The 23621-nt window shown below is 45.7% G+C and carries 22 protein-coding genes and 6 tRNA genes; 25 read left to right on the plus strand and 3 right to left on the minus strand.

The window, feature by feature from the left end; translation table 11 throughout:
* Positions 1-78: 78 nt before the first annotated feature.
* The 10 genes from FS818_RS26400 to FS818_RS26445 all read left to right on the plus strand — a co-directional run bounded on the left by FS818_RS26400 (position 79) and on the right by FS818_RS26445 (position 3977).
* Positions 79-152 (plus strand) — tRNA-Trp (locus FS818_RS26400).
* A 27-nt stretch (positions 153-179) separates the two neighbouring features.
* A tRNA-His gene (locus tag FS818_RS26405) sits at positions 180-252 on the plus strand.
* A gap of 14 nt (positions 253-266) precedes the next feature.
* Positions 267-341, plus strand: a tRNA-Gln gene (locus tag FS818_RS26410).
* 4 nt (positions 342-345) lie between these two features.
* A tRNA-Gly gene (locus tag FS818_RS26415) sits at positions 346-420 on the plus strand.
* Positions 421-426: 6 nt separating this feature from the next.
* Positions 427-500, plus strand: a tRNA-Cys gene (locus FS818_RS26420).
* A gap of 32 nt (positions 501-532) precedes the next feature.
* A tRNA-Leu gene (locus FS818_RS26425) sits at positions 533-611 on the plus strand.
* A gap of 210 nt (positions 612-821) precedes the next feature.
* Positions 822-1400, plus strand: coding sequence for a plastocyanin/azurin family copper-binding protein (locus tag FS818_RS26430; RefSeq protein WP_145336243.1), 579 nt, complete (start codon positions 822-824; stop codon positions 1398-1400).
* 49 nt (positions 1401-1449) lie between these two features.
* The gene (locus FS818_RS26435) at positions 1450-2025 is read left to right on the plus strand and encodes an RNA polymerase sigma factor (protein ID WP_145336245.1); all 576 of its coding nucleotides are present in this window, start codon (positions 1450-1452) and stop codon (positions 2023-2025) included.
* On the plus strand, positions 2025-2789 hold the full coding sequence (locus tag FS818_RS26440) for an anti-sigma factor (RefSeq protein WP_145336246.1): 765 nt from the start codon (positions 2025-2027) through the stop codon (positions 2787-2789). Before FS818_RS26435 ends, FS818_RS26440 begins: the two co-directional genes overlap by 1 nt.
* A 255-nt stretch (positions 2790-3044) precedes the next feature.
* Entirely contained in the window at positions 3045-3977 is a 933-nt protein-coding gene (locus tag FS818_RS26445; protein WP_186331887.1) for a class I SAM-dependent methyltransferase, read from the plus strand.
* Positions 3978-4046: 69 nt separating this feature from the next.
* Here FS818_RS26445 and FS818_RS26450 read toward each other — a convergent pair whose 3' ends face one another.
* Positions 4047-6467, minus strand: a complete 2421-nt coding sequence (locus FS818_RS26450) for a helix-turn-helix domain-containing protein (protein ID WP_145336250.1) — start codon at positions 6465-6467, stop codon at positions 4047-4049.
* 511 nt (positions 6468-6978) lie between these two features.
* Here FS818_RS26450 and FS818_RS26455 point away from each other — a divergent pair.
* The 12 genes from FS818_RS26455 to FS818_RS26510 all read left to right on the plus strand — a co-directional run bounded on the left by FS818_RS26455 (position 6979) and on the right by FS818_RS26510 (position 17645).
* On the plus strand, positions 6979-7287 hold the full coding sequence (locus FS818_RS26455; RefSeq protein ID WP_090919712.1) for a LiaF transmembrane domain-containing protein: 309 nt from the start codon (positions 6979-6981) through the stop codon (positions 7285-7287).
* A 38-nt stretch (positions 7288-7325) separates the two neighbouring features.
* A complete protein-coding gene (locus tag FS818_RS26460) occupies positions 7326-7997 on the plus strand; it encodes a PspA/IM30 family protein (protein ID WP_123064746.1) in 672 nt (223 codons plus the stop codon).
* Between the two features lie 4 nt (positions 7998-8001).
* Positions 8002-8238, plus strand: a complete 237-nt coding sequence (locus tag FS818_RS26465; protein WP_090919706.1) for a PspC domain-containing protein — start codon at positions 8002-8004, stop codon at positions 8236-8238.
* A 17-nt stretch (positions 8239-8255) separates the two neighbouring features.
* Positions 8256-8750: a PspC domain-containing protein gene (locus FS818_RS26470; RefSeq protein WP_145336252.1), complete on the plus strand. Its 495-nt coding sequence runs from the start codon at positions 8256-8258 to the stop codon at positions 8748-8750.
* Position 8751: 1 nt separating this feature from the next.
* Complete coding sequence (locus tag FS818_RS26475) at positions 8752-9459, plus strand: PspA/IM30 family protein (protein ID WP_090919700.1); 708 nt, start codon at positions 8752-8754, stop codon at positions 9457-9459.
* Between the two features lie 162 nt (positions 9460-9621).
* Positions 9622-10269 (plus strand): cell wall-active antibiotics response protein LiaF, encoded by a 648-nt coding sequence (gene liaF / locus FS818_RS26480; protein WP_145336254.1) that lies wholly within the window; start codon positions 9622-9624, stop codon positions 10267-10269.
* A gap of 36 nt (positions 10270-10305) precedes the next feature.
* Positions 10306-11421 carry a sensor histidine kinase gene (locus FS818_RS26485; protein ID WP_145336256.1) on the plus strand — a complete coding sequence of 372 codons (1116 nt, stop codon included), beginning with the start codon at positions 10306-10308 and terminating at the stop codon, positions 11419-11421.
* On the plus strand, positions 11363-12031 hold the full coding sequence (locus tag FS818_RS26490) for a response regulator transcription factor (protein ID WP_123064741.1): 669 nt from the start codon (positions 11363-11365) through the stop codon (positions 12029-12031). Before FS818_RS26485 ends, FS818_RS26490 begins: the two co-directional genes overlap by 59 nt.
* A 245-nt stretch (positions 12032-12276) precedes the next feature.
* Positions 12277-13101, plus strand: coding sequence for a YwmB family TATA-box binding protein (locus FS818_RS26495; RefSeq protein ID WP_260989981.1), 825 nt, complete (start codon positions 12277-12279; stop codon positions 13099-13101).
* Positions 13102-13279: 178 nt separating this feature from the next.
* Positions 13280-14830 (plus strand): glucose-6-phosphate dehydrogenase, encoded by a 1551-nt coding sequence (gene zwf / locus FS818_RS26500; protein WP_145336261.1) that lies wholly within the window; start codon positions 13280-13282, stop codon positions 14828-14830.
* 438 nt (positions 14831-15268) lie between these two features.
* Complete coding sequence (locus FS818_RS26505) at positions 15269-15667, plus strand: DoxX family protein (protein WP_145336346.1); 399 nt, start codon at positions 15269-15271, stop codon at positions 15665-15667.
* 394 nt (positions 15668-16061) lie between these two features.
* Positions 16062-17645 carry a peptide chain release factor 3 gene (locus tag FS818_RS26510; protein ID WP_090919682.1) on the plus strand — a complete coding sequence of 528 codons (1584 nt, stop codon included), beginning with the start codon at positions 16062-16064 and terminating at the stop codon, positions 17643-17645.
* A 157-nt stretch (positions 17646-17802) separates the two neighbouring features.
* Here the strand turns inward: FS818_RS26510 and sspI are convergent, their stop codons facing one another.
* The gene (sspI, locus tag FS818_RS26515) at positions 17803-18036 is read right to left on the minus strand and encodes a small acid-soluble spore protein SspI (protein ID WP_036673259.1); all 234 of its coding nucleotides are present in this window, start codon (positions 18034-18036) and stop codon (positions 17803-17805) included.
* Positions 18037-18204: 168 nt separating this feature from the next.
* On the opposite strand from sspI, the gene FS818_RS26520 reads away from it, so the two are divergent.
* From FS818_RS26520 to FS818_RS26530, 3 genes are all read left to right on the plus strand, one after another.
* Entirely contained in the window at positions 18205-18867 is a 663-nt protein-coding gene (locus FS818_RS26520; protein WP_145336262.1) for a potassium channel family protein, read from the plus strand.
* A gap of 42 nt (positions 18868-18909) precedes the next feature.
* Entirely contained in the window at positions 18910-19698 is a 789-nt protein-coding gene (locus tag FS818_RS26525) for a TrmH family RNA methyltransferase (RefSeq protein ID WP_145336264.1), read from the plus strand.
* A 402-nt stretch (positions 19699-20100) separates the two neighbouring features.
* A complete protein-coding gene (locus tag FS818_RS26530) occupies positions 20101-22617 on the plus strand; it encodes an S-layer homology domain-containing protein (protein ID WP_145336266.1) in 2517 nt (838 codons plus the stop codon).
* Between the two features lie 52 nt (positions 22618-22669).
* Here the strand turns inward: FS818_RS26530 and FS818_RS26535 are convergent, their stop codons facing one another.
* Positions 22670-23551 (minus strand): AraC family transcriptional regulator, encoded by an 882-nt coding sequence (locus FS818_RS26535; protein WP_145336268.1) that lies wholly within the window; start codon positions 23549-23551, stop codon positions 22670-22672.
* Positions 23552-23621 lie beyond the last annotated feature (70 nt).

The following is a 23621-nucleotide window of genomic DNA, read 5'->3' on the forward strand; positions in this document are numbered from 1 at the left end:
GTGGCCAAACGCATCAGACTGTAAATCTGCTCCCGTACGGGTTCGGTGGTTCGAATCCATCATCCTCCACCAGTTTTTAGGGGCATAGTTTAAAGGTAGAACAACGGTCTCCAAAACCGTTGGTGTGGGTTCAATTCCTGCTGCCCCTGCCAATTAATTTTAATAGTAGTTTCTATATGGCGATCGTGGCGAAGTGGTTAACGCACCGGTTTGTGGATCCGGCATTCGGGGGTTCAATTCCCCTCGATCGCCCCTTTGTTTTCTAATGGGGATTAGCCAAGCGGTAAGGCAACGGACTTTGACTCCGTCATGCATAGGTTCAAATCCTATATCCCCAGCCATTATGCGGACGTGGCTCAGCGGTAGAGCATCGCCTTGCCAAGGCGAGGGTCGCGGGTTCGATTCCCGTCGTCCGCTCCATAATAAGGCGCCATAGCCAAGTGGTAAGGCACAGCTCTGCAAAAGCTTTATCCCCAGTTCGAATCTGGGTGGCGCCTCCAGCATATTTTTAGTATATGCTATAACCAAATAAGCCGGCGTGGCGGAATGGCAGACGCGCTCGACTCAAAATCGAGTGGGAAACCGTGGAGGTTCGAGTCCTCTCGCCGGTATTTATTTAAAGAGTTCATTAGGGTTTATCTCTAGTGAACTCTTTTTGTATTGCGTTTTAATACTCTACAATACTCTACTCGTTATTAAGTTGCATGATGGCTCTTTAAAATAAAAATTCAGGGATATCAAACCGATTAAGGATATCATTCGTTTCTTATCATTGAATACATTTATGCGACAAATTTTTATTTTTAGGGAGGAAAGCAATAATGAACAAATCAGCAAAATATGTATCCTTGCTTTTGGTACTGGGACTATGTTTAACATTGCCACAGTTGGCGGGTGCAGAAGCATCGGCTCACCATCACATGACGGGATCAACAGACAAAAAGGACTCAAAGCCATCGTCCAAACAAACGACGGGTTCTACAGCTAACAAAGCGACCAAGCCAACTAAGCCAACCCAACCAACGAAACCGAAGAAATCAGCGCCTGCGACTGCAGATAAGAAAAAGTCTACAAAGAAGAAGAAGGATACGTCGAAATCTTCTAAAGATACTAAAAAACCTGCGGTTACCCAAGTAGAGAAAAGCAAAACGTATGTAATTGAAATTTCTGATTTTGCATTTCAAACTGCAGAATTGAAGATCAAGGTCGGTGATCGTGTTGAATTTGTGAATAAGGATCAAGTTGAGCACTCCGTTGTTGCAGAAGACGATTCTTTCGATACAGGACTACTGGGCGAGGGAGAGAAGTCAGTGGTTACGTTTAAAAAGGCGGGCGAGATCAATTATCACTGTGGGCCTCATCCAAGTATGAAAGGGGTCATTAAAGTCCTCTCCAAGTAATCCTGTGATTGAAATTGCTCGATCTGACAGGAGAGGGGAAGACTTTTGAATGCAGGAGTATTCCGATTACCAGCTAATTCTGCTGATTAAACAAAAAAAGCAAGAAGCATTATCAGAACTATATGATCGTTATGCTTCTCTCATATACTCATTCGCCTGGAAGGCTCTTCAACAGGAGGACGGTGCCCGGGAAGTGGTGCAGTCCGTTTTTGTCAGGATATGGACAACAGAGGCTGAATTTGACCCCAACAAGGGTCATTGCAGGAACTGGATCATCACGATCACACGTCATATAGCTATCGATTGGCTACGTAAGCAACGAAGTCTGTCGAGCCAGGTGGTGTCTTATTATACATCTGAGAAGCTGGAGAGAGTGGCAGAGCTTGCAGAACTATCGGTCGAAAGCCAAGTTGAAAAACAAATGTTGAAGGAGCAAATTAAAGGAATGCGTGCATTCTTGTCTCAGCAGCAGCTTCAATTGCTCGAACATTTTTATTGGCAAGGATACAGCTTGAGTGAGTTAGCTGCGCACTATCAGGAGCCTTTGGGCACAGTTAAAAGCCGACTGCACCAGACACTGAAAATACTGCGTAAGCATTTGCTTGCGGGAGGGGAAGAGTGGTAATGTCGTCGTCAATAACCGTCTGCTCATACATGCTGGAATATCTATCGGCTCCTTGCTCAGAGGAGGGCAAAGCTTTCGAAAGACATCTTGCTGACTGTGCGTCATGCAAGCTTGAATTAGAGCAATTACGTCTAGGTTGGGAGGCGATTCCAACGCATATGAAGCAGGTGGAGTTGCCATCTGATTTAAAACAACAGGTGATGGAAGCGGCATGGGGGAAAAGCAACGAAATCTCTGCGCCAGATGTTGTACAACATAAAAGCAGTAGCAGATTCAAGTGGCTTACGAAGCGCTATAATCCAAAAGTGAATCTTGTAGCAGCATCTGTACTTATCCTTCTTGGTGCCAGTTTGATAGGAAATGTAGTTTTAATTCAAGAGCGCATCGAACAACCTGTAACGTTGATGAATTCGAGGGATTTGCCGACCTCTGAAATACAAAAGGTTATGAAGTTGGAATCGCTCACCTCTGGAACGAGTTATGGAGTAGCTTGTATTGTAGGCACCGGCAAAGATCAGCAGTTTGTCGTCTACCTGTTCAATCCTCCACAGACGGAGAAGAACGAGGTTTATCAGGTATGGTTGAATAAGGATCAGGCGTACCATAACGCAGGCAAGCTAAAAGTAGAAAATCAGATGGGGCTTGCTGTGCTCGCAATTCCTATGGGCAACCAGGCATGGAGCTATGATTCCATTGTAATTACGTTGGAGCCTGATTCTACGGGACTTGCTCCGCGTGGTCCACAGATATTTCGCTCAAGTTAAGAGGTGACAGCATGACACGGCTTTCTTTTTGCATACATGGCTGGACAACACTCATCCATAGCTCAGACAAGCCGGAGAGAAGAGATTGTTGTAATTCTGCGTACTCAATGAGTGCCATAGTGTTAAAAAACAACACAGAAGAGGGCTTCACCCCCTTCTGTGTTGTTTTCACGTTTGAACATAAGTAACATAAAGGTTGACGTGTAATTTTATTCAGTATATTGTAGATATATTAAGTCTATAATGTGGAAGGACGTGAAGAAGCTGACGACTCAACCGAGTACAGCGATTGCAGAACTATTATTTGACCTTGGTGTGTGGGAAGAAGCGTGGAAGAACCGCCCGAGAAGTTCAAGATATAAGCAAAAAAGTGCCCCTTTTGATACAGAGGAAGCATTCGAACGTTGGGCCCGGAATTATCATGCTCAGTCGTTTACCGAGGAAGGCAAGAACCGCTCGGCACGCATTATAGGCTGGATTGAAAATCAGGGTGTAACATTTGAAGGAGCCTCGGTGCTGGATGTGGGTGCGGCCTCTGGTATATTTACGATTCCTTTTGCAGAAAAGGGAGCTACAGTCATTGCAGTTGAGCCTTCTGCGTTGCTTGTCTCGTTAATGCAGGAAACCATTCCTGCTGAACTGGAAAATAACATCACGATTGTACCCGAGCGATTCGAAGAAATCTCTATACAGGATAAAGGCTGGGAGAAACAATATGATATCGTCTTTGCCTCGATGTGCCCCGCGATGTCTGATTGGGAAACGGTTGAGCAGGCCATTCACTGTGCCCGAAAGTATGTCTATGTCAGTACGATTGCCGGTGCCAAGGAGCATACACTGATGGATGAGCTCAGAACAGTGCTTGGCGTGGATGCTCCTTACAAGGCAGGGGACATGGCATATATCCAGCAGTTGCTTTACCTTAAAGGATATTCATATACAATGATTATTACAAGAGAAGTGAATGATTTTGAGATTCAGGTAGAAGAATTGATTCAAAAGCTCCCTGAGTGGCTTCACACCTATGAAATGCCCACCGATGCGGTAGCGTTAAGTAAAGCTGAAACATATATTCGTGACACTTATACGAACGGCGTAATTCCCTTTTCTCGCGGAGCAAGATTTGGTAAAATGCTGATTCAGCTAGAACAAGCACATATGAAAACAGTGTCTGCAGCCCAAAAGTAGACATGAAAACAAACTTGAATGCATCTTCAAGGTTTAACAAATGCCCCCTCTTTCTGATGGAGTTCTAATCTATCCTTTGACAGCCCGCTCGGGGTGTCTTTTACGCTCCCGGTATCTACCGGGAGTCAACCCCTCCCATTTTCGAAAAGAACGGATAAAATTTTGCGGATTGGTATAGCGAAGACGTTCAGCGATTTCTTTTACCGTCCAATCCCTCTCGTCTAGCCATCTTTTGGCGATATTCAGCCGGTACCTCGTCAAATACTCACTAAATGAAGCGCCAGTTTCTTTACGGAAAACGCTGCTTAAATAGTTAGCATTGTAATGAAGCCGCATTGCACATTCGTCCAGGGTTAGATCTTTGTCGTAATCTTGCTGGATTATGGCGATCACTTTCTCTGAAATGTGCTGAGATTGTGCCACCTGTCTTTCTTTAAAAATGTGGATGACAGGCAGGATCACCTGATGGCTGAACCAATGCTCCACCTCAGTAGCGGAATTTAAAATATGCAATTCTTGAAAAAGAGAACGGTGGCTCTGACTGATCTGTGCAAGTCGAATGCCATTGTCTTGTGCGAGCTTCAAGATATGTGTTAACAGCCGCATGAGGGCGTATTGATACTCTTCTGGAGTGCACTCCAGTGAAAATAGAGCCTCTAGCAGTTCAGTCAGCTGTTGGGTAGCAACAGTCTCGTCTGCTTGCTGAATAGATTGAAGCAACGAATACTCTATTGCCTCTGGATAGGTCATGGCCCATGCAGCTGAAGCCAAATCATGTTGCTTATATTGTACGATAATGCCTGTCCCAAGACGCATCCGATGTTTAAGCGCATCTATAGCTTCGTTGTATGCCTGTGGAATATGACTCATGAATGGATGTGGCTGACTTAGACCGATACTGACCTTCAAATCCAAAACCTCACCGATCTGTTGCTGTAATCGTTCTGTTAATCTTGAAATATGCTCCGAGAACAGCAATAGATTTCCCTCTGTACTGCCAATCACGGTTACAACATGTTGTTCCAACACGATAGGAAGTAGTTGCTGATCAGGCTGAAGCGTCTCTTCAAGCATGTTCTGGATGGCAAACAAGAGCAGAGCGCGATCCTCCATTCTATATTTAGAGTGGTTTATTAGTTCAGGCTGTAGTGCTACTACGGCAATTTGTTGCCACGTAGAAGGATGTTTAGCATATCCCTGTTCTCGTAATGTGCTGTGTAATGTTTTAAAGCTGGTTTTGCCTTGAAGTAACTGCATCATAGCGTAGGTGCGTATTTGGTTCTGATGCTGATTTAAAGTGGATTCCAGTTGAGAGTGTGCGTCAGATAACTGAGAAACGCCCAATCGAATTTGTTCCAGTTCATCGGGCTTATTCACAGACTGATGTGGTACCACGGAATGCCCTTTGTGAATGATATTATCGCCTAATTGAGTAAGAATTCGTCTGATGGGCGCGAGCATTCGTTGAGAGCCCAGCCACGCGAGCAGCAGCGAAAGCAAGAGTATGGCCATACTGATATATAACGTATGGAATCCGATTTTAATATAGTCTTGAGTTAATGTATTCTCGGGAGAAATGAGAATATATGTCCACCCTTTTAATGTAGAAGGACTATAAGTTAACGAATAATCTGCATTGGCAAGTTGCACTTCACGCTCAGCATAGGCGTCAGAGTACATTACAGGTGGTAATGTCTGAATGAGTTCTCCGTTATCCCGATCAAGCAGGCCTATCGCAGACAAAGGTTGTCCAATATAGGATTCATTCGGATGGGCAATGACCTGTTGTTCCCGATTTATAATGATTAACCCGGCGGTTGAGGCTTCAGTTGTCGGAGATTGCGCCAGCGGATTCTGCATATAACATGCCGGAATTCCAGCAATCAATGCTGCATTGGACGATGCACTTGCATCGGGAATCGTTCTTGCGAGCGTAATGTGATAAATGCAGCCTTTACCTGTAAGACGTTGGCCTGAGATTCTCTGCCCGTCATCATCTTCGTTACTAAATATGGTTGAGGGCGCGAGTTGCCATCCCGAGGTCAGTGTATACGCAATTAGATCTTTCATGGGCAGTGATAACGGGAAGCGAGTGTTGGCATAAAAGCCAGCATGATTAATAAGCCAATCCTTGGATTGGTTGACCAAGATAATATCTAGCAGAGGTTCCCATGACTTCATATGCTGGAACTCTGTCTGCAGGTCGCCCGCTTGTAACTTGCTGACTCGCCCCAGTGAATTAGAGCCCGTAAGAGAACGAAGTGTAATCGGAGAGCGCACCGCTTGGTCCAGCATGTAACTGACCGTAGCGAGTTTGTGCTCTACATTGGACTGGATCTGTTCGAGAAGCTGTTGATTCGCTTGTGTCCGGTGCAGTTCTGTCTGGTTAGAAGAATAAATAAAAGCAGCAATTCCCGTGAGCAGAATTGGCACTGTACTTAACATAAGTCCGAAGATAATCATTTTATGGAGATAGCTTAGTGATCGCACGTGTCCACCCCTTGATGGAAAATATATTTCATTACTTCTTTATTTTAGTAAACGCTTTCAATTAGAACAATCTAATTTTTGTTTATTTGGATAAAAAAGTAATTTCGGGAACGAAAACGTATAATTCACGTACGTATAGAGATAACGGCTTTTTCATATCAGAAGGTGGGACTTCCGTGAGATGTTTCCGTTATAAGGGTAATAACAGGTATCCGGAGTGCGGTGTTTTGGTGAGAATGCCCCGAGTCCTGCCCGCAGACAGTCCAAGGTCCAAGCAGATCCCCGACCTGAGTCTAGGATCAAAAACCGTCCGCAGTCTGTTTTGAAAAGTTGCTGAATCCCCTAGAATAAGGACATAAGGTTAAACAAGAAACACGGAAACAAAAACAAGCAAGTTCTCAACAAACGGATTAAACGAGTCATTGAACAAATGCAGGGATTAGGCTAACAGCGATTAGGTTAAAGTTCAGAACAAAAAAAGTAAAATCGGGAAGGGCGGTGAACAACAATTATGAGAATGAACAAGGGAAATGGCTGGGCGATTGTATTGATTGTACTAGGTGCTCTGATTCTCTTCGGAAAGTTAACACCATTGCTTGGACATCTGATGGGTTACCTGATTCCGGTCTTGATGATTGCACTAGGGTACTACGGAATTAAAAGAGGAAATGTAACGCTCGGATGGATCGTTCTGATCATCGGTATCGTATCTCTGATGGGCAAACTGGCTTGGCTGATCGGGCCGATTATCGCAATCGGATTGATTATCTTCGGTATCTCGATGCTGAGCAACAATCGCAATTCACGTCGCCGTTATTAAAAATTTTCACGATAAAGTAAAAGGAGGGACAGAACATAATGAGTGTATTTCGTCGAATGCGGGATATCACCGTAGCTAGTCTGAACGAACATCTGGAGCAAAGTCAGGACCCGGTTAAACTGATTGATCAGTTCCTGGTCTCGACCCGCCAAGACATTGGAGAAGCCGAGAAGCTTCGACACCAGTATGCGAGTCATACAAGACAAATGAAACAGCAGGCAGATCAAGCCGCCGCTATGGTTAACAAACGAGAGGAACAGGCATCTATGGCTTTGAAAGCCGGAGAGGAACATCTCGCCAAGCTGGCTTTGCAGGAGAAAATTCTCCATGAGGAAAAAATGGATCAATACACTGAATTGTACACACAAAGCGCTGCTGCACTGCAGGAACTCGATGAACAGATCAATCAGTTGAAGGCAGAGTATCAGAATGTGTATAGCAAACGCCAATATTACTACGCTCGAATGCAAACCATTCAGTTGCAACAACGAATGAATCAACGTGGAAACTACAGTGGTCAAAACGTACCCGGTATGTTTAACAAGCTTGATGACCAAGTCTCCGATCTCGAATATGAGGCACAGAGTCTTCGGGAAATCCGGCGAATGGGTCAGGATGGTTCCGGCTTATCCGGTAACATGTCATCCTCTGCACTGGACAAAGAGCTGGAGCGCTTGAAGCAAAAGCTCAATAACGATAAAAAGGAGTAGTAAAATGAATAAATTATACCGCTCAACGCGTAACCGTATGCTGACAGGTTTGATCGGCGGCATATCTGAAAATCTAGGATTAAGTACCACGCTGCTACGGATCATTTTCTTCATCAGTATCTTCGCAACGGGTGGTACATCTCTATTCATCTACTTCATCGCAGCATTGGTTGTACCTAAGGAACCTAACTACGCAGATCCGTACGTATATGGTCCCGATCACAGTAGAGGTTACAAGTAAACGAAAGGAGCAAGCACATGAGCAAACTATACCGCTCAACGCGTGACCGAATGATGACCGGTCTAATCGGCGGCATATCCGAGGCAATTGGAATGGATTCTACGCTGCTACGGATCATCTTCGTCATCAGTATCTTCGCAACCGGGGGCACGACGTTGTTAATCTACTTCATCGCCGCTCTCGTCGTACCAAAAGAGCCTTTCCCGCCATATGATCCATATGGTTACGGCCCGGGTGCTGGCAGAGGGTATGGTGGTTATGACCATCAGTCTCCAAGAGATCCTTTTAACAGCAACCCTAATCAACCGGGTCCCGGCTTTGGTCCTGGTCCAGGATACAACAGCAGACCGCATTCCGGCCCGCGTTCTTATGACAACAACACTTATGGCGCAGGAAGCCAGCACGAAAGTGAACTGGATTCCATGATGAAAGATATTGAGAAGAAAGCACTGAAAAAAGAAGTTGAAGAGCTTCGCCAAAAATTATCTCGTTACGAGAAGGGAGAAAAGTAAAATGGGAGTATTTAAACGGATTAAGGATATGACGAAGGCATCTGTAAATGATATGTTGGATAAAGTGGAAGATCCGATTGTAATGTTGAACCAGTACTTGCGTGATATGGAGGCCGAAATTCATGAGGCTGAGGTGACTGTTGCTAAACAAATGGCTAACGAGCGCCGTATGAAGCAACGTCTGGATGAAGCAGAACGTACTTCGGTACAACGTGAGTCCCAAGCTGAAGCTGCTCTGTCGAATGGTCAGGAAGAAGTAGCCCGCAAATTGCTGGAAGAGAAAATTTATTTTGATCAAAAAATTGAGGAATACCGCGAACTGCACGCTCAATCTGAAGCACAAGCGAAAGATCTGTTGCAACAGTTGCATGATATGAAAGATGAATTCTACAAAATGCGCAACAAACGTAATGAGCTTGTATCCCGTGCACAGATGGCTAAAGCTAAGAAACAAATGTCTTCGATCAACAGCTTGCATTCCATTGAGAGCGGAAGCGCATCCCTTGGATTCCACCGCATGGAAGAGAAAATCATGCAACTTGAAGCTGAAGCAGATGTAGCCCGTGCACCATACCGCAATACTGGAGCATCCTACACCAATCCGGTTGATCTGGAGAAACAATTCAAAGTAGATCAACAATTGCAGGCTCTGAAAAACAAAATGGGCAATGGTTCCAAGAACGAAGCGATCGATACTTCTAAAGAATAACTGTTCGCTTGCTGGACAATATGATATTCTATAGATCGTGTAGCCTATACGATTCGTAGAACAAAAGTTAAGCCATACAGGACTTCATTGCCTGCTATGGCTTTTCCGTCGAATGAAGAAAATCCAGATCGTAGATGAACTTACAGAGGAGGTGCGGCAGAAATGAGTAAAAAAAGTCACTGGATTGCAGTCATTATTATTGTGGTTGGTTTTCTCATGCTCTTTAACCGGAATATGAACCTGCTGACGGCTGCCGCACTTATTCTGTTAACGGTTGGAATGCTTCAGATTCGAAAAGGAGAAACCAAAAAAGGGTATCGTTATCTTGGTGTTGGTGCAGCTCTGCTGCTGCTAGATAACTTGATGATTGTCTTTATAATTGTACTCGCTTCATTAGCTTATTTTTATTCCAAGAACAAAAAGATTCATCTGCATGATGATGTCATGAAAAAACAAAATTTTATGGCCCGTTATTACTGGGATCAGTCCTCCTGGAGGCTGCGCAGTATGAGCCTATGGCATGCCATCGGCGAGGTCAATGCGGATCTGTCCCTCTCTATTCCTGAGGAGAAGCAAACGATTGTGCTGTTGCAAGGCGTTATGGGCAATGTACGTCTAACGCTGCCTGAGGATTACGGAGTCGAGATTGAGGCGTCGGTGCTATTTGGCCGAATTAATCTGTTAGGCGAGCAGGATAGTGGCATGATGAATCGATTGGTATGGAGAACTCCTGGATATGAATCCAGTGAATATAAAGTGAAATTTATTATTTCGTATATTGTTGGCGACTTAAATATTCATAATCCGTAGTACTAAGAAATGGATGAGGAAAAGGAGGAGTCCCGGATGAAGGACAGAAAACATACCGATATGGTTACCCGAAGTATGCGTGAAGGGATCCTCCTTGTTTTCATTGTGTTTGCTGTTATTTTATATGTATTGTATACATATGGTTATCTGGCTCCGTTTGCAGGCTGGCGTCATCTTATTCAATCCGGGCTGGCTCTGTTGCTGCTTCTGATCGGAATCGGGGCGGTATTTGGATTTTATCAGAGTTACAGGGTGAAAAGGCGGCTAGAATTGTTAACGGAAACGTTGCTGCAATGGGAAAAGGGATCGCTCTCCCGCACCGTACCCGACCTCGGGCAGGATGATGTCGGCCGGCTTAGTGAACAACTGGGTCGCATCGGCAAAAAGTGGGAGGATCAGGTGTCATCCCTCCAGCGGTTGTCCACGAACAATGCACAGCTTGCCGAACAGGCCAGAATTACAGCTATTGTAGAGGAAAGACAGCGGCTTGCTCGGGAATTGCATGACGCGGTATCACAGCAGCTATTCGCGATCTCGATGACAGCAACGGCGGTAGGCCGGAAGATGGAGAAGGATTTTGAACGGGCACAGCGGCAGGTTGCCTTGATTGAAGAAATGGCTTCCGTGGCTCAGTCCGAGATGAGGGCTTTGTTGTTGCATCTTCGGCCAGTCTATCTGGAGGGAAAACAGCTGGAGCAGGGATTGCGTGATCTGGTGATGGAACTCAAAACCAAAGTACCGATGGAGATCGTGCTGGAGATGGACAAAGATATTCATCTGGTCAAAGGGATTGAGAACCATTTATTCCGGATCGTGCAAGAAGCGATGTCGAATACGTTGCGTCACGCAAAAGCGGAGAAAATGGAGATCAGGTTACAGCGCCGAATGGATGCGGTTCGTGTACTGATTCGGGACGACGGGCAGGGCTTCGATCTGGATGAACAGAAGCAGGCCTCATATGGTTTGGCGAATATGCGTGAACGGGTTACGGAGATTGGGGGAGCCATCCAATTTGTGACGGCACCTGGCAAAGGGACACGGATTGAGATTACCATCCCTTTGATGAACGATGAAAGCGAGGTAGAACATGTCAATGGAACCGGAAGTCGAAACGGAGACGGAAGCGTCGATCAGAGTGTTGCTCGTGGATGATCATGAGATGGTGCGTATAGGTCTTGCCGCGGTTCTGGATACGGAAGATGGCATTGAAGTCATCGGTGAAGCCGGAAGCGGAGAGGAAGGCATCAGGCTTGCACAGGAGTATAAGCCGGACGTTGTGCTGATGGATCTTGTCATGGAAGGCATGGATGGCATCGAAGCGACACGTCAGGTGCTCAAAATGAACCCGGAATGCAAAGTCATTGTGCTGACCAGTTATCTGGACGATGAGAAAATGTATCCAGTCATAGAAGCAGGAGCTTTCAGCTATCTGCTGAAAACGTCCAGAGCCAATGAGGTAGCTGATGCGATTCGTGCTGCTGCCCGTGGGCAATCTGTTCTGGAGTCACAGGTAGCATCCAAGATGATGAATCGGTTCAGACAGCCGCAAGCGGCGGCACCTTTACATGAAGAGTTAACCGATCGGGAGATGGATGTTCTGCGTTTGCTGGCGCAGGGCAAGTCCAATCAGGATATTGCGGACGAACTAATCATCGGTATTAAGACGGTTAAGTTCCATGTAACCAACCTGCTGGCGAAGCTGGATGTGGATGACCGGACACAGGCTGCGATCTACGCCTATAAGAATGGATTAGCCGAGTAAGTTGATACGATAGCCAGGTAGCCGCAAGGTATGGGTCTGGAATGGAAATAAACAAAATTTCGAAAAATTTCAGTTGAAAGAATCAAGGTTGAATATAACAGAAAGCTCGTTCTGCCCTAAGGTGGTGGAGGGGCTTTTTTTTGTGCATCCATAGTGAGTTTCGTAAAAGGGTATAGGTCAAGCCGGAAGGGGGCATGCTGTTGATAGATTCATAGATTGGCAGAGCGAACGGAGGAATTCACTTGGTGAAACGTTGGATGAATATAGGGGTCATTGCCATAGCCATGATAATTTTAATCGGAGTTACACAGGTATATGCAACGAATGTAGAAGTAGAAAAGAAAGCTTCTGGTACCGAAGTGGCAGGACTGGAGCAACTGTTACATACAGCAGATGCAGTTATCAAACATGCAGATCAATGGGTGATCAAATGGCAAGTCGCAGGCCAAGGAGATGCTCGTACACAAGCTGATAAGCTGGCCGCGGATCTGGGACTTGAAGCACCCGTTCAGGATGTTCAAACCGGACATATTGTATATCGAAGCGAAGGGAATGTTGGCGTGTCTGAATCTCCAATAGGGTTGCTGCTTAATGTGGCGAGTACAGAACAGGATGAATATTATGTGATCGTACAGTTGGCAGGAGGAGCAGAATTGGATCGTCAGGCATTGCTTGCTTCACATGAACAGGTGGGAGAGGTAATGAATAAACTTGGCTTGCGAGCAAGCTGGAATATGTCCGTGCAGGGCAAGTTAAGTAAGATGAGCAAGGGGAATGGCAATCCATCCACAATAGATATATCCAATATGGCTCAGGCTGGTGTGGAGAGAAAGGCCGGTGAACAGTTAGCGGCGCTGGAGGGCAAGCTCTCTGGTGAACTGGAAATGGTAGCAATTGAGCGTTATGAGGATGGAGCTACAGCCAGTGTTTCCTACCAGGCGTCAGAGTTACCGCTGGAGATTCAAAGCGGTGCACACCTATTAAATATGCAGCTTGCGGTACATCAAGTCAGTGGGCAGGATGATGCGCGTGTTACTGTCGGTTTTCCGGTGATCACGATTGAGTATTAAGTGACGGAGGTAATGATATTGTAGCTGAATCCCGGCAGGCGATATGCTAAAATAGCATCACATCCAAGTTGGGACTTGCTGGTAATTGTCATTTAGTTTAATGAGATCGGCTGAACTGAACACTATTACATAGCTCGGGAAGCAGATTAGAAGATCTTCCCGGAGGAAAGAGGAGCCTATGGACAATAAACAGATGCAAAGTGAAGTACAGACACCAGGTGCAGTGTTTTTCATTTTTGGAGCAACGGGCGATCTGGCCCGCCGGAAGTTGTTTCCGGCCATCTACAGTTTATACCGTGAAGGCAAGCTTGCTGATGACTTTGCGGTTATTGGCGTAGCGCGCCGTCCGAGGTCACAGGAACAGTTCCGGGACGATCTGCTTGAATCTATTCAGGAGTTCTGCCGTTACCCGGCAGGGGATAAGCAGGAGTGGAACGCTTTTGCCGAGCATTTCGAATATAAATCACTGGACATCAACAACGTGGACGGGTTCCGGGAACTGAGGGAGCAGACAGAACGACTGGAAGCTAAATTCAAAACACCGGGAAATCGGCTGTTCTATCTGGCACTGGCGCCTGAGTTGTTTGGCAGCGTGTCGTACAGTTTGAGAGATGGCGGCATGCTGGAGAGCAGCGGATGGAATCGTCTGGTGATTGAGAAGCCGTTTGGATATGATCTGCCTTCGGCGGAGAAGCTGAATGAACAGATCCGCGAGGTGTTTAAGGAAGAGGAAATCTATCGGATTGACCACTATCTGGGTAAGGAAATGGTGCAAAATATCGAGGTGATTCGCTTCGGGAACGCCTTCTTCGAACCGCTCTGGAACAATAAACACATCGCAAACGTTCAGATTACACTGGGGGAAACGGTGGGCGTTGAAGAGCGCGGTGGATATTATGATCATTCCGGCGCCTTGCGTGATATGGGTCAGAATCATATGTTGCAGATGCTGACGATGATTGCGATGGAACCGCCAAGCCGTCTGTTCCCGGAGGATATCCGGGATGAGAAGGTGAAGGTGCTTCGATCCCTTCGCGAATTTACGTCGGATGAAGATGTGCGTAGCAACGTTGTACGTGCCCAGTATACGGAAGGAGAGTCCCGCGGCAAACAGCTTCCGGGCTACCGTCAGGAGGACAAGGTTGATCCGGAGTCCAATACGGAGACGTACTTTGCAGCACGTGTATTCGTTGATAACTTTCGCTGGGCCGGTGTGCCGTTCTACATTCGGACAGGCAAACGTCTACCGGTGAAAACAACGGAAATTGTGGTTGAGTTCAAATCGATGCCGAATAACGTATACCTCGGCAAAAAATATAAGCTGGAGCCGAATCTGCTCGTGATTCGGGTAAATCCGATGGAAGGCATTTATATCAAAATCAATGCCAAAAAGCCGGGCTCGGATTCCGAGATTCAGCCCCTGGCGATGGACTTCTGCCAGAGCTGCATGATCGGAATCAACTCGCCCGAGGCTTATGAGCGCCTGTTGCATGATGCAGCAGAAGGCGACTCCACGTACTTCACCCGCTGGGATGAAGTGGCGACCGCTTGGTCTTTTGTCGATCGGATCGCGGCCGCTTGGGGGCGTAATCAGGGTGAACTGCACACGTATCCGGCAGGAACGTGGGGCCCGGAGGCGACAGCCAAACTGCTGGAGCAGGATGGTTTCCACTGGTGGCCGGTGAACGGGCAGGATGAGGATAGCGTCATTTGGCATGTAAATGGTTAAGCTCATGAGGGAGTTGACCACGAGGGAATTCAAAAATTAGATTAGTTCAACTATATATGTCAGAAAAGGGCCTTGGAAGATCGTATGGTAGATGCGGTTTTTCGGGCTTTTTTTCGTTGATAGTGAATCGAAATCACGGGCAAAGAAGTAGATCCTAAGAGATTTCACCAAAAGGAAATAAATAATTTAAATTAAGTTGTTGACAAAAAGTAAGTGAATAACTTATACTCAACACATGAGTTAAAGAGTTAAGCAAAAGACCTGCTGCGTTCGGTCAAAAAATTGATATATAAATCCGACACAGAGGAACATTCATGAGATAAAAGGTAAACCAGTTGAAGGGGTTTGCGGGCAGACAGTATCATGAAAAAATTTTCGCATAATATCTTTAATCTAAGAATACTATTTTGTATATATCGAATGGAGGAAAAGAAAATGATGTTGGATGTAGGGTTGTTGTTGATTCGTTTGGTGATTGGTTTGTCGTTTATGGCGCACGGGGCACAGAAGCTGTTTGGATGGTTCGGGGGTTACGGAATCAAAGGTACTGGCGGCTGGTTTGAATCGATCGGCATGAAGCCGGGCGCACTGCTTGCTCTGCTGGCAGGACTTGCTGAATTCGGCGGGGGCTTGCTGCTGGCATTGGGTCTGCTGACACCGGTAGGCGGAATCCTGATCGCACTGACCATGGTGATTGCCATCGTTAAAGTACACGGTGCTAACGGTTACTGGTCTACACAGAACGGATTCGAGTATAACCTAGCCATCCTTGTGGTGGGTGTAGCTCTGGCTCTGACAGGCGGCGGGCAATATGCGCTGGATGCACTGATTTTCTAAAATCGAATGATCTGTAAGACATGAGAGGACCTGGATGCCAGTTACATGGCGGAAGGGTTCTTTTTTTGCGAAGAAAAGTGTTGAATTGGTGGAACGTAATCGGTTATTTTCGGCACAGATTATGGTACAATAGGAGAGTTGAATTGAGAACGAGGGAAAAAGCATGAATGGAAGCACTGATCTGAAAGGATGAACTCCATTGTAAATGTGTAAAATGAATTTATCGTGTACCTCTGTTGATGAGGATGACATGCGAGTTTATAATCCAGCGGCTTAGCCGGGTGGCATAAAGTTTGAGATTTTACAATTAAGTTTGAAAGTTTACAAAGAGAATCTATGGATGACCGGCGCTGGCCGGATTAACGTGAATGAACGGATGAAAGGGATAGACGCTATGAGCAAAGCTGCAAATAACATTCTTCAAAAGGAAGTGGACAAACGTCGCACGTTTGCCATTATCTCTCACCCCGATGCGGGTAAAACGACATTGACCGAGAAGCTGCTGTTGTTCGGAGGCGCGATTCGTCTTGCGGGAACGGTTAAAGCCCGGAAAGCAAGCAAACACGCGACAAGTGACTGGATGGAAATCGAGAAACAGCGGGGGATCTCGGTTACGTCCTCTGTCATGCAGTTCGATTATCTGGATCATCGGGTTAACATTTTGGATACACCAGGTCACCAAGATTTCAGTGAAGACACATATCGTACACTGACCGCTGCCGACAGCGCGGTAATGTTGATTGACGTGGCAAAAGGTGTGGAGGCACAGACGATTAAATTGTTCCAGGTGTGTGCGAAGCGTGGCATTCCGATCTTTACGTTTATCAACAAGCTCGACCGTGAGGGACAAAGTCCGTTTGACCTGATGGAAGAACTGGAAAACGTATTGGGTATTCGCTCCGTGCCTATGAACTGGCCGATCGGTACGGGCCGTGATCTGTGCGGTGTGTACGACCGGATGAAAAATCAGGTGGAGCTGTTCCAAGGCGACGATCATTCGACGATCAAAGTGCAAAAAGTCGATGGATATAAAGATCCGATTATCCGCGAGATGGCGGGTGAGTACCTGCATGATCAGCTATGTCAGGAGCTAGAGCTTTTGGATGTAGCAGGTGACCCTTTTGATATGGAAAAGGTACAGAAGGGTGAACTTACTCCGATTTTCTTCGGTAGTGCGATCAACAATTTTGGTGTGCAGACGTTCCTGGAGAACTTCCTGGAACTGGCTCCGAAGCCGGAACCGCGCCGCAGTACCGCAGGCGAGATTGAACCAACGAATGAGAAGTTCACTGGTTATGTATTCAAAATTCAGGCGAACATGAACCCTGCGCACCGCGACCGGATCGCTTTCTTGCGGATTGTATCAGGTAAATTCGAGCGCGGCATGAGCGTGAAGCATAATCGTGTGGGCAAAGAAATCAAGCTGTCCCAGCCGCAGCAATTCCTGGCACAGGATCGGGATATTGTCGAAGAGGCTTATGCAGGCGACATCATCGGTCTGTTCGATCCGGGCATCTTCCGGATTGGAGATTCGCTGAGTCAGGGCAGTGAAGTGGTATTTGATGAATTGCCAACGTTCTCGCCAGAGATTTTTGCCAAAGTAACGGTTAAAAATGCCCTGAAACACAAGCAGTATCAAAAAGGGATCGATCAGCTTACGGAGGAAGGTACGATTCAGGTATTTAACACGGTAAGCTTTGATGAGACCATTCTGGGCGTAGTCGGTCAGCTCCAGTTCGAGGTATTCGAATACCGGATGAAGGGTGAATACGGGGTAGATGTGCAGTTGCAACGGATGCAGTATCAGTTTGCCCGCTGGATCGTGGACGAGAACTTAGACCCGAGTAAATTCCGGATTAACTCTGCCCTGGTAAAAGATAAAAAAGGAAACTATGTTGTACTCTTCGAGAATGAGTATGCGATGAGAACGGCGATCGATAAAAATCCGACAGCGAAGTTCCTTGAAACTGCGCCTTAATGTTCCTGATATAATGAAATCCCTCCGCCGATTGGTGGAGGGATTTCTTGTTTTACCCTTACCTATAGGCAGCATTTATCCTGCCGGGTTAGGGGAGCTTTTTTTTTGCAGACAGAACAAACGGTTTGATGGTTCCCTTCACCCGTCAGTGCTTCGATTATCGAAGCGGTTGAACGGGAATGGTGTGCAGATGCTCCTGCGCGATCTGAATCAGTTCCTCCTGCTTGGCAGGCTCTGTGTTCTTCCAGATCATTTCGAAAATGGCGCCAAGTCCAGGCAACGCTGCTTCGGGTCCGTCTACTGAACCTTCGATCATCTCCCGGAGCTGGTCATCACTTTTGTCATGAACCTTATGAACAATCGCTTCACGCAGGCTTAATGTAATGGGCATCGCAATTTCCTCCTCGGTTTATTCGGCTGCTGTATTACTGTTCCCTGTGGAGGGTGAGCGCATTCAAGTTTTTCCGTCTTTGTGGTATACTACGAAGGATTATTTACGTTGGCATCGTACCAGAACGGGTACGTCTTGCCGTAATGCAGCGGGAGGTTAAATACCCTGATGGCGAAGAAACAATATGCTGTAATCGGTATGGGGCGATTCGGATCAAGTATAGCGAATGCACTGAGCGGCATGGGATTTGACGTGCTGGCGATTGATGCGAACGAGCAGCGGACGCAGGAAATGTCCAATGTGGTAACCCATGCGGTATCGGCAGACTCAACGGATGAAGAAGCGCTACGAGCGCTGGGGATACGTAATTTTGACGTTGTCGTTGTAGCGATTGGCGAAGATATACAGGCGAGTATTTTGACTACTTTGATATTGAAGGATATGGGTGTGCCCGTACTGATTGTAAAAGCTCAGAATGAATTACATGGCAAGGTGCTGCAGAAGATTGGTGCGGACAAAGTGATTTACCCGGAACGGGATATGGGTCTGCGTGTAGCGCATCACTTAACGTCCCCTAACATTCTGGACTATATTGAATTATCCGAGGATTACAGCATTTTGGAGATGAAGGCGTCTGAGCAGATGATTGGCAAAAACCTGCTGGAGCTGAACATTCGGGCACGATTTGGCTGTAACGTCATGGCGATTAAAAGCGGGGGTTCGATGAACATTTCTCCTTATGCCGAGGATCGGATCGCAGATGGAGATGTGCTGGTTATTGTCGGGCACAAGGATCATCTGACCAAGCTGGAGCTGGCCTATCCGAAGTGATTAAGGAATAATAGTGAGCCTGAAAATGGGAAGGATGGAACGATGGATATTGTATCACCGCAAAATACACGTGTAAAAGAGTGGGCTCAGTTGCTGGAGAAAAAGCATCGAACCCGTCAACATAAATATATAATTGAGGGCATTCATCTCGTACAGGAAGCATTACGCGCCGGAGCTGATCTGGAGTGTATCGTGTACGACGGTGAGCAGGGAGTGCCTGTAGAGCTGGCTGGACTGGAGAATCCATTGAAGCGAGTCGAGTGGGTCAGTGTGTCTCCTGCCGTGATCGCCAAATGTACGGATACGATGACCCCTCAGCCGGTATTTGCCATTGTACGAAAAAGCAAAGAGCCACTGCAAAGTCTGATTGCAGAGCCGCAAGGGCTGGTGGTTGTGCTGGACAATGTGCAAGATCCCGGAAATGTGGGCACGATCATTCGCAGTGCGGATGCTGCCGGAGCGGCAGGTGTCGTTCTTGGCGCTGGTTGTGCGGATGTGTATAATCCCAAGACGATTCGATCAACGATGGGCTCTTTGTTCCATTTGCCCATTGTGGAGGGAGAACTACAGTCGTTGCTTCCTGAAGCAAAAGCGGCGGGTGTGAGGCTGGTTAGCACCTCTTTGCAGGCAGAGCATTCGTGCTACAGTTATGATTTTACTCAGCCGGTGTGGCTTGTCATTGGCAATGAGGGCAAGGGCATCTCAGACACCACGGCACAGCTTGTAGATGACGCAATTACGATTCCGATGCAGGGACAAGCCGAGTCGCTTAATGCCGCGATGGCGGCAACGATTCTGTTGTTTGAAGCGATGCGGCAAAGGATGGGTTGAAATAATACCTATCCTTATTATTCCTCCCCCATTACCTCTACCAATTGAATGGAGACTGGAAAAGGGTTTTCCCTGAGCAAATTCCAGTCTTTTTGGTGATGATGTGAAACATTGAATGACCTATTCCACCTATATGAACAAATGAAGACGTAAAAAACGGCATTAGAAGACACGGACGGAAGCTATCACATGGATCGGTTATCTAAGGAACAGCGGGCTGAGCTAGATCAATTAACAGAACGTATGAGTGTGTATTTGGATGAGATCGGGCTGGATGTGCGCTGAACAGACTGTTCAATTCGTTCATGAGGGAATGAAGTGAAGTTTGCATAGGTAGAGCCTGGCTAAACTAGTTGAAATGAAAATATTGTAAGTACAAGAATGCTGTGATAATCTGTTGCAGTGGGATTGAAAAAAATCCCACTAAAAATTTTGCGACTTTGTTGCGAAGGGAAGATTTATTTGAGAAAATGGAGCAGTTTGTTAGTAGCAGGCCTCATATTTAGTAATTCCTTAGGCATGGGAGTTCATGCCGAGCCAGGGCTAAAAGAGCAGGACAATAATCATTCAGGTGCAGTAAAAACGGTTCTGCAAGATATCGAAAATCATTGGGCTAAAGAATCGATAACTCGATGGATGGATCGAGGTGTGATTCAAGGAAAAGAAAATCATGTATTTGCTCCAAATCAACAAATTTCACGGGCAGAGTGGGTATCGATGATTAACCGGATTTTTCAATATCAGAAGAACAGTGAGACCAGCTTTTCGGATGTATCGTTATCAAAGTGGTATTATGAAGATATTGTAGCGGCTAATGCTAATGGTTACATCACGGGGTATGAAGATGGAACTTTTAAACCTGATGGGATCGTCACTAGGGCAGAGGCAGCTGTTACTCTTTCGCGTATTTTTAATTGGAAAGGTTCACCTACTACTACGTTTCATGATGATATGGATATTAAACAGTGGAGTAAAGAAGCAGTATCGGCAGCGGCTCAAAGAAAGATTATACTAGGTTATGAAAATGGAACCTTCCTCCCTGAGAAGGCAGTAACAAGAGCTGAAGCGATCTCTATCTTGAGTCGTGCTTTTGAAGGTTATGGAACATGGTATGAACAAGCTGGAGAATATGGTCAATCGGACCCAAAGCACAAAAGTGTTGAGAAAAATGTAATCATTAATGGTCCAGGTATTACACTAAACAATATGACTATTGATGGTGATCTGATAATAGGGAAAAATGTAGGTCGTGGTGATGTCTATTTAAAGAATGTAGAAGTAAAAGGGAACACATATGTATACGGCGGGGGGGAGCACAGCATCCACGTTGAGAACAGCAAATTAATCAAAGTTATTGTACATAAACTGGGTGGCAGCGTAAGGTTAGCCGTTAGTGGAAAGACAATGATTCAAGATATCAATGTTCAAAGTGCTGCAACTATCGAACCATCGCAAGGCGTAGTTATTAAAAATACCACCATTTCAGATAAACTTGAAGCAAATCAAAATGTTTTATTGAAGGGAGACTTTGAGAAGGTTACAGTCCATGCCTCAAACATATTTATTCAAATTTCAGAGGGGACAATTAAAGATTTTGAATTCACTCAATCTTCAAAAGGGACCTCAGTAAATCAGGATCAGGATAGTAAAATTTTGTCCGCTGTCCTGAATACTGCGATTAAGATTCAAGGTAAAGGGAAGATCCTCGAGGCTACAATTAATTCCTCAGGTGTGAGTCTGGATCAAGCACCGAATCAAGTAAAATTGGGAAAAGATATTACCAAAGATACAACACTGCAAGTTGGTGGTTTGAATCGAAGTGTTAGTTCGATGGGAATTTCAACAGTGTTGCCACCGGCTATCAATACAGGTAGTCCGACTGTAGATACGTCTAGTAGTGGTGGTGGACAATCATCCTCAACAACGCCCCCGGTTGATACGGTGACACCATCTCCTGTGGAAATTGTAGGTGAGGAATATGGTGCGAAGGACGATGGGGATATGTTTTGGCCAGGAATAGAATCGACCACAGTCACAGCAGGAGAATCAATTCATGTATATAGCCCTAGGTCCGGAAATGTTTATATATCTACACTGGAAGTTACGAGTCAAGATCCTATGGAATTACAAGATGCAGTCCGTACAGGTCAAGCTATGAAGTTTCCGATTAAAGCGAATATTAGAACATCAATCCCAATCTCTTTGGTGAAAGGGTATGATCAATTTGGGGTATTGGTTATTGATGAAAAAGGAAATTCAACGTTTAGAACCTATCTTCGTGCCTTGGATGGATCTGGAGAAAAATTAGTTAGAAAAGATGCTTTAATTGGACTAATATGGAAAGAGAACTTTGAACTATATGAGGTTCACTTCAACCGTTTTATTAAAGCTAATGGTGTGGAGAACTTGAAAGATTATATACGTGTTTCAAAAGGCTCCAATGACGAAGACTTTACTCCACTCGCTGAGGGCGATCAGGTTGAGATCAGAGATAATGCACTTGTGATTAAAACGAAAATTCCAATGCGCGGCAAGAATCTACGTATTTTTGAAGGTGCTGTTACTACAACGGATAATGATTATACCAATGAAACTATAACCTGGGACAACATCAGATCTCTTACACGTGCTACATTTGCGGATAAACCTAATGAAGAATTTATTACACTACCCGTTGGCAGTGTCATTAAATTCAATGTGAATTATGGTGGAGAGGATGCTTATTTCGTTAAAGAAAACTTAGCAAACGTTGAGGATTTTGAAGAATCGGTTGCTGCTGGAACAGGATTAAAATTGAGCATTCCTGAAGATGGCGCTGATCAGACGTATGAGTTTGATACAGCAGATTTTCTACCGGGAGACTATGTAATACGTGTGATGGATGCTTACATCCTATCTGTTCATTTAACCGCTAAATAATGGAAGTTTAAAGGTGGAGATTAATTTCTTCACCTTTTTGTTATATTCCCATCTAACGTCGACTTCTCATCCTCAACCGATATTGGTGCGGTGTGGTGCCGGTGGCTTTACGAAATACTTTGCAAAAATAAGAGGGGCTAGACATGCCGACACGGTGGCCGATCTCTGGAACGGATAAAGATGTACGACCGAGCAGTACGCAGGCTTGACGAATACGGGTGGCCTGAGCATATGCAATAATGCTGGTGCCGGTCGCCTTTTTAAACACATGGGACAGGTGATAGGCAGAGAGATGCAACTCACTCGCAATGTGTTCTAAACGAAAAGATTCCGCGTAGTGTTGCTCAATCCATTGCATGGTTGCTTGGGCGTGGGGATCGATGATTTCTAAATGACCTGTTGGTTGGTTTGACAAATACTGATCCGGGAGACGGGCTGTTGTGTTCCAGATGTGACGTAGTTGCGTCAGTACATCCAGTACAAAAAGACAAGCATCTTCAGCAAGCTCATGAGGTAATAACTCAGGGTATTGTTCGCCGAAATGTTCCATTCGCTGAATGAGTAGTGAATTGGATAAGAGAAAGATCGGTTGAATAGAATGCTGCTCGTTGAGAAGGTGCTCGGTAAAATGATGCGTGGTTATAAAGTGTGGCCAATATGCGTGTAGTAACTCTAACTCCACCATAAGCACCGTGCGTACAAATGGGTGTGCTTCAGATACCTGAATTTGCACATGGTGCATCTGAAAGGGGCGGAAAATCATAAGTGTACCCGGTTCAAGTGGAAATACCTTTCCCTCGGTAATCAACTGCCCGTAACCGTCATGAATATAAGTTAATTCCAGTTGTGAATGAGCATGAAAAACCTCACGAAAGGTTGCACGGGATGTACGGCGACATACCAGGCTGAATTGTCTATCACTTATATGTGGCATAGAAATCAGATGACCTCCCTTACCATCGCAAGATAGTTATATTTTATCACAGAATACATGCATAAAAGCG

This window comes from Paenibacillus xylanexedens, assembly GCF_007680605.1.
In the GTDB taxonomy this organism is placed as follows: Bacteria; Bacillota; Bacilli; order Paenibacillales; family Paenibacillaceae; genus Paenibacillus; species Paenibacillus xylanexedens_B.

Coding starts and splice junctions, on each gene's coding strand:
- FS818_RS26505 (WP_145336346.1), top strand. CDS start 15,269: ATGTTGGATGTAGGGTTGTTGTTGATTCGTTTGGTGATTGGTTTGTCG.
- FS818_RS26490 (WP_123064741.1), top strand. CDS start 11,363: ATGGAACCGGAAGTCGAAACGGAGACGGAAGCGTCGATCAGAGTGTTG.
- FS818_RS26485 (WP_145336256.1), top strand. CDS start 10,306: ATGAAGGACAGAAAACATACCGATATGGTTACCCGAAGTATGCGTGAA.
- FS818_RS26455 (WP_090919712.1), top strand. CDS start 6,979: ATGAGAATGAACAAGGGAAATGGCTGGGCGATTGTATTGATTGTACTA.
- zwf (WP_145336261.1), top strand. CDS start 13,280: ATGGACAATAAACAGATGCAAAGTGAAGTACAGACACCAGGTGCAGTG.
- FS818_RS26470 (WP_145336252.1), top strand. CDS start 8,256: ATGAGCAAACTATACCGCTCAACGCGTGACCGAATGATGACCGGTCTA.
- FS818_RS26440 (WP_145336246.1), top strand. CDS start 2,025: ATGTCGTCGTCAATAACCGTCTGCTCATACATGCTGGAATATCTATCG.
- FS818_RS26475 (WP_090919700.1), top strand. CDS start 8,752: ATGGGAGTATTTAAACGGATTAAGGATATGACGAAGGCATCTGTAAAT.
- FS818_RS26465 (WP_090919706.1), top strand. CDS start 8,002: ATGAATAAATTATACCGCTCAACGCGTAACCGTATGCTGACAGGTTTG.
- FS818_RS26520 (WP_145336262.1), top strand. CDS start 18,205: ATGGCGAAGAAACAATATGCTGTAATCGGTATGGGGCGATTCGGATCA.
- FS818_RS26435 (WP_145336245.1), top strand. CDS start 1,450: ATGCAGGAGTATTCCGATTACCAGCTAATTCTGCTGATTAAACAAAAA.
- liaF (WP_145336254.1), top strand. CDS start 9,622: ATGAGTAAAAAAAGTCACTGGATTGCAGTCATTATTATTGTGGTTGGT.
- FS818_RS26535 (WP_145336268.1), bottom strand. CDS start 23,551: ATGCCACATATAAGTGATAGACAATTCAGCCTGGTATGTCGCCGTACA.
- FS818_RS26525 (WP_145336264.1), top strand. CDS start 18,910: ATGGATATTGTATCACCGCAAAATACACGTGTAAAAGAGTGGGCTCAG.
- FS818_RS26430 (WP_145336243.1), top strand. CDS start 822: ATGAACAAATCAGCAAAATATGTATCCTTGCTTTTGGTACTGGGACTA.
- sspI (WP_036673259.1), bottom strand. CDS start 18,036: ATGCCCATTACATTAAGCCTGCGTGAAGCGATTGTTCATAAGGTTCAT.
- FS818_RS26460 (WP_123064746.1), top strand. CDS start 7,326: ATGAGTGTATTTCGTCGAATGCGGGATATCACCGTAGCTAGTCTGAAC.
- FS818_RS26510 (WP_090919682.1), top strand. CDS start 16,062: ATGAGCAAAGCTGCAAATAACATTCTTCAAAAGGAAGTGGACAAACGT.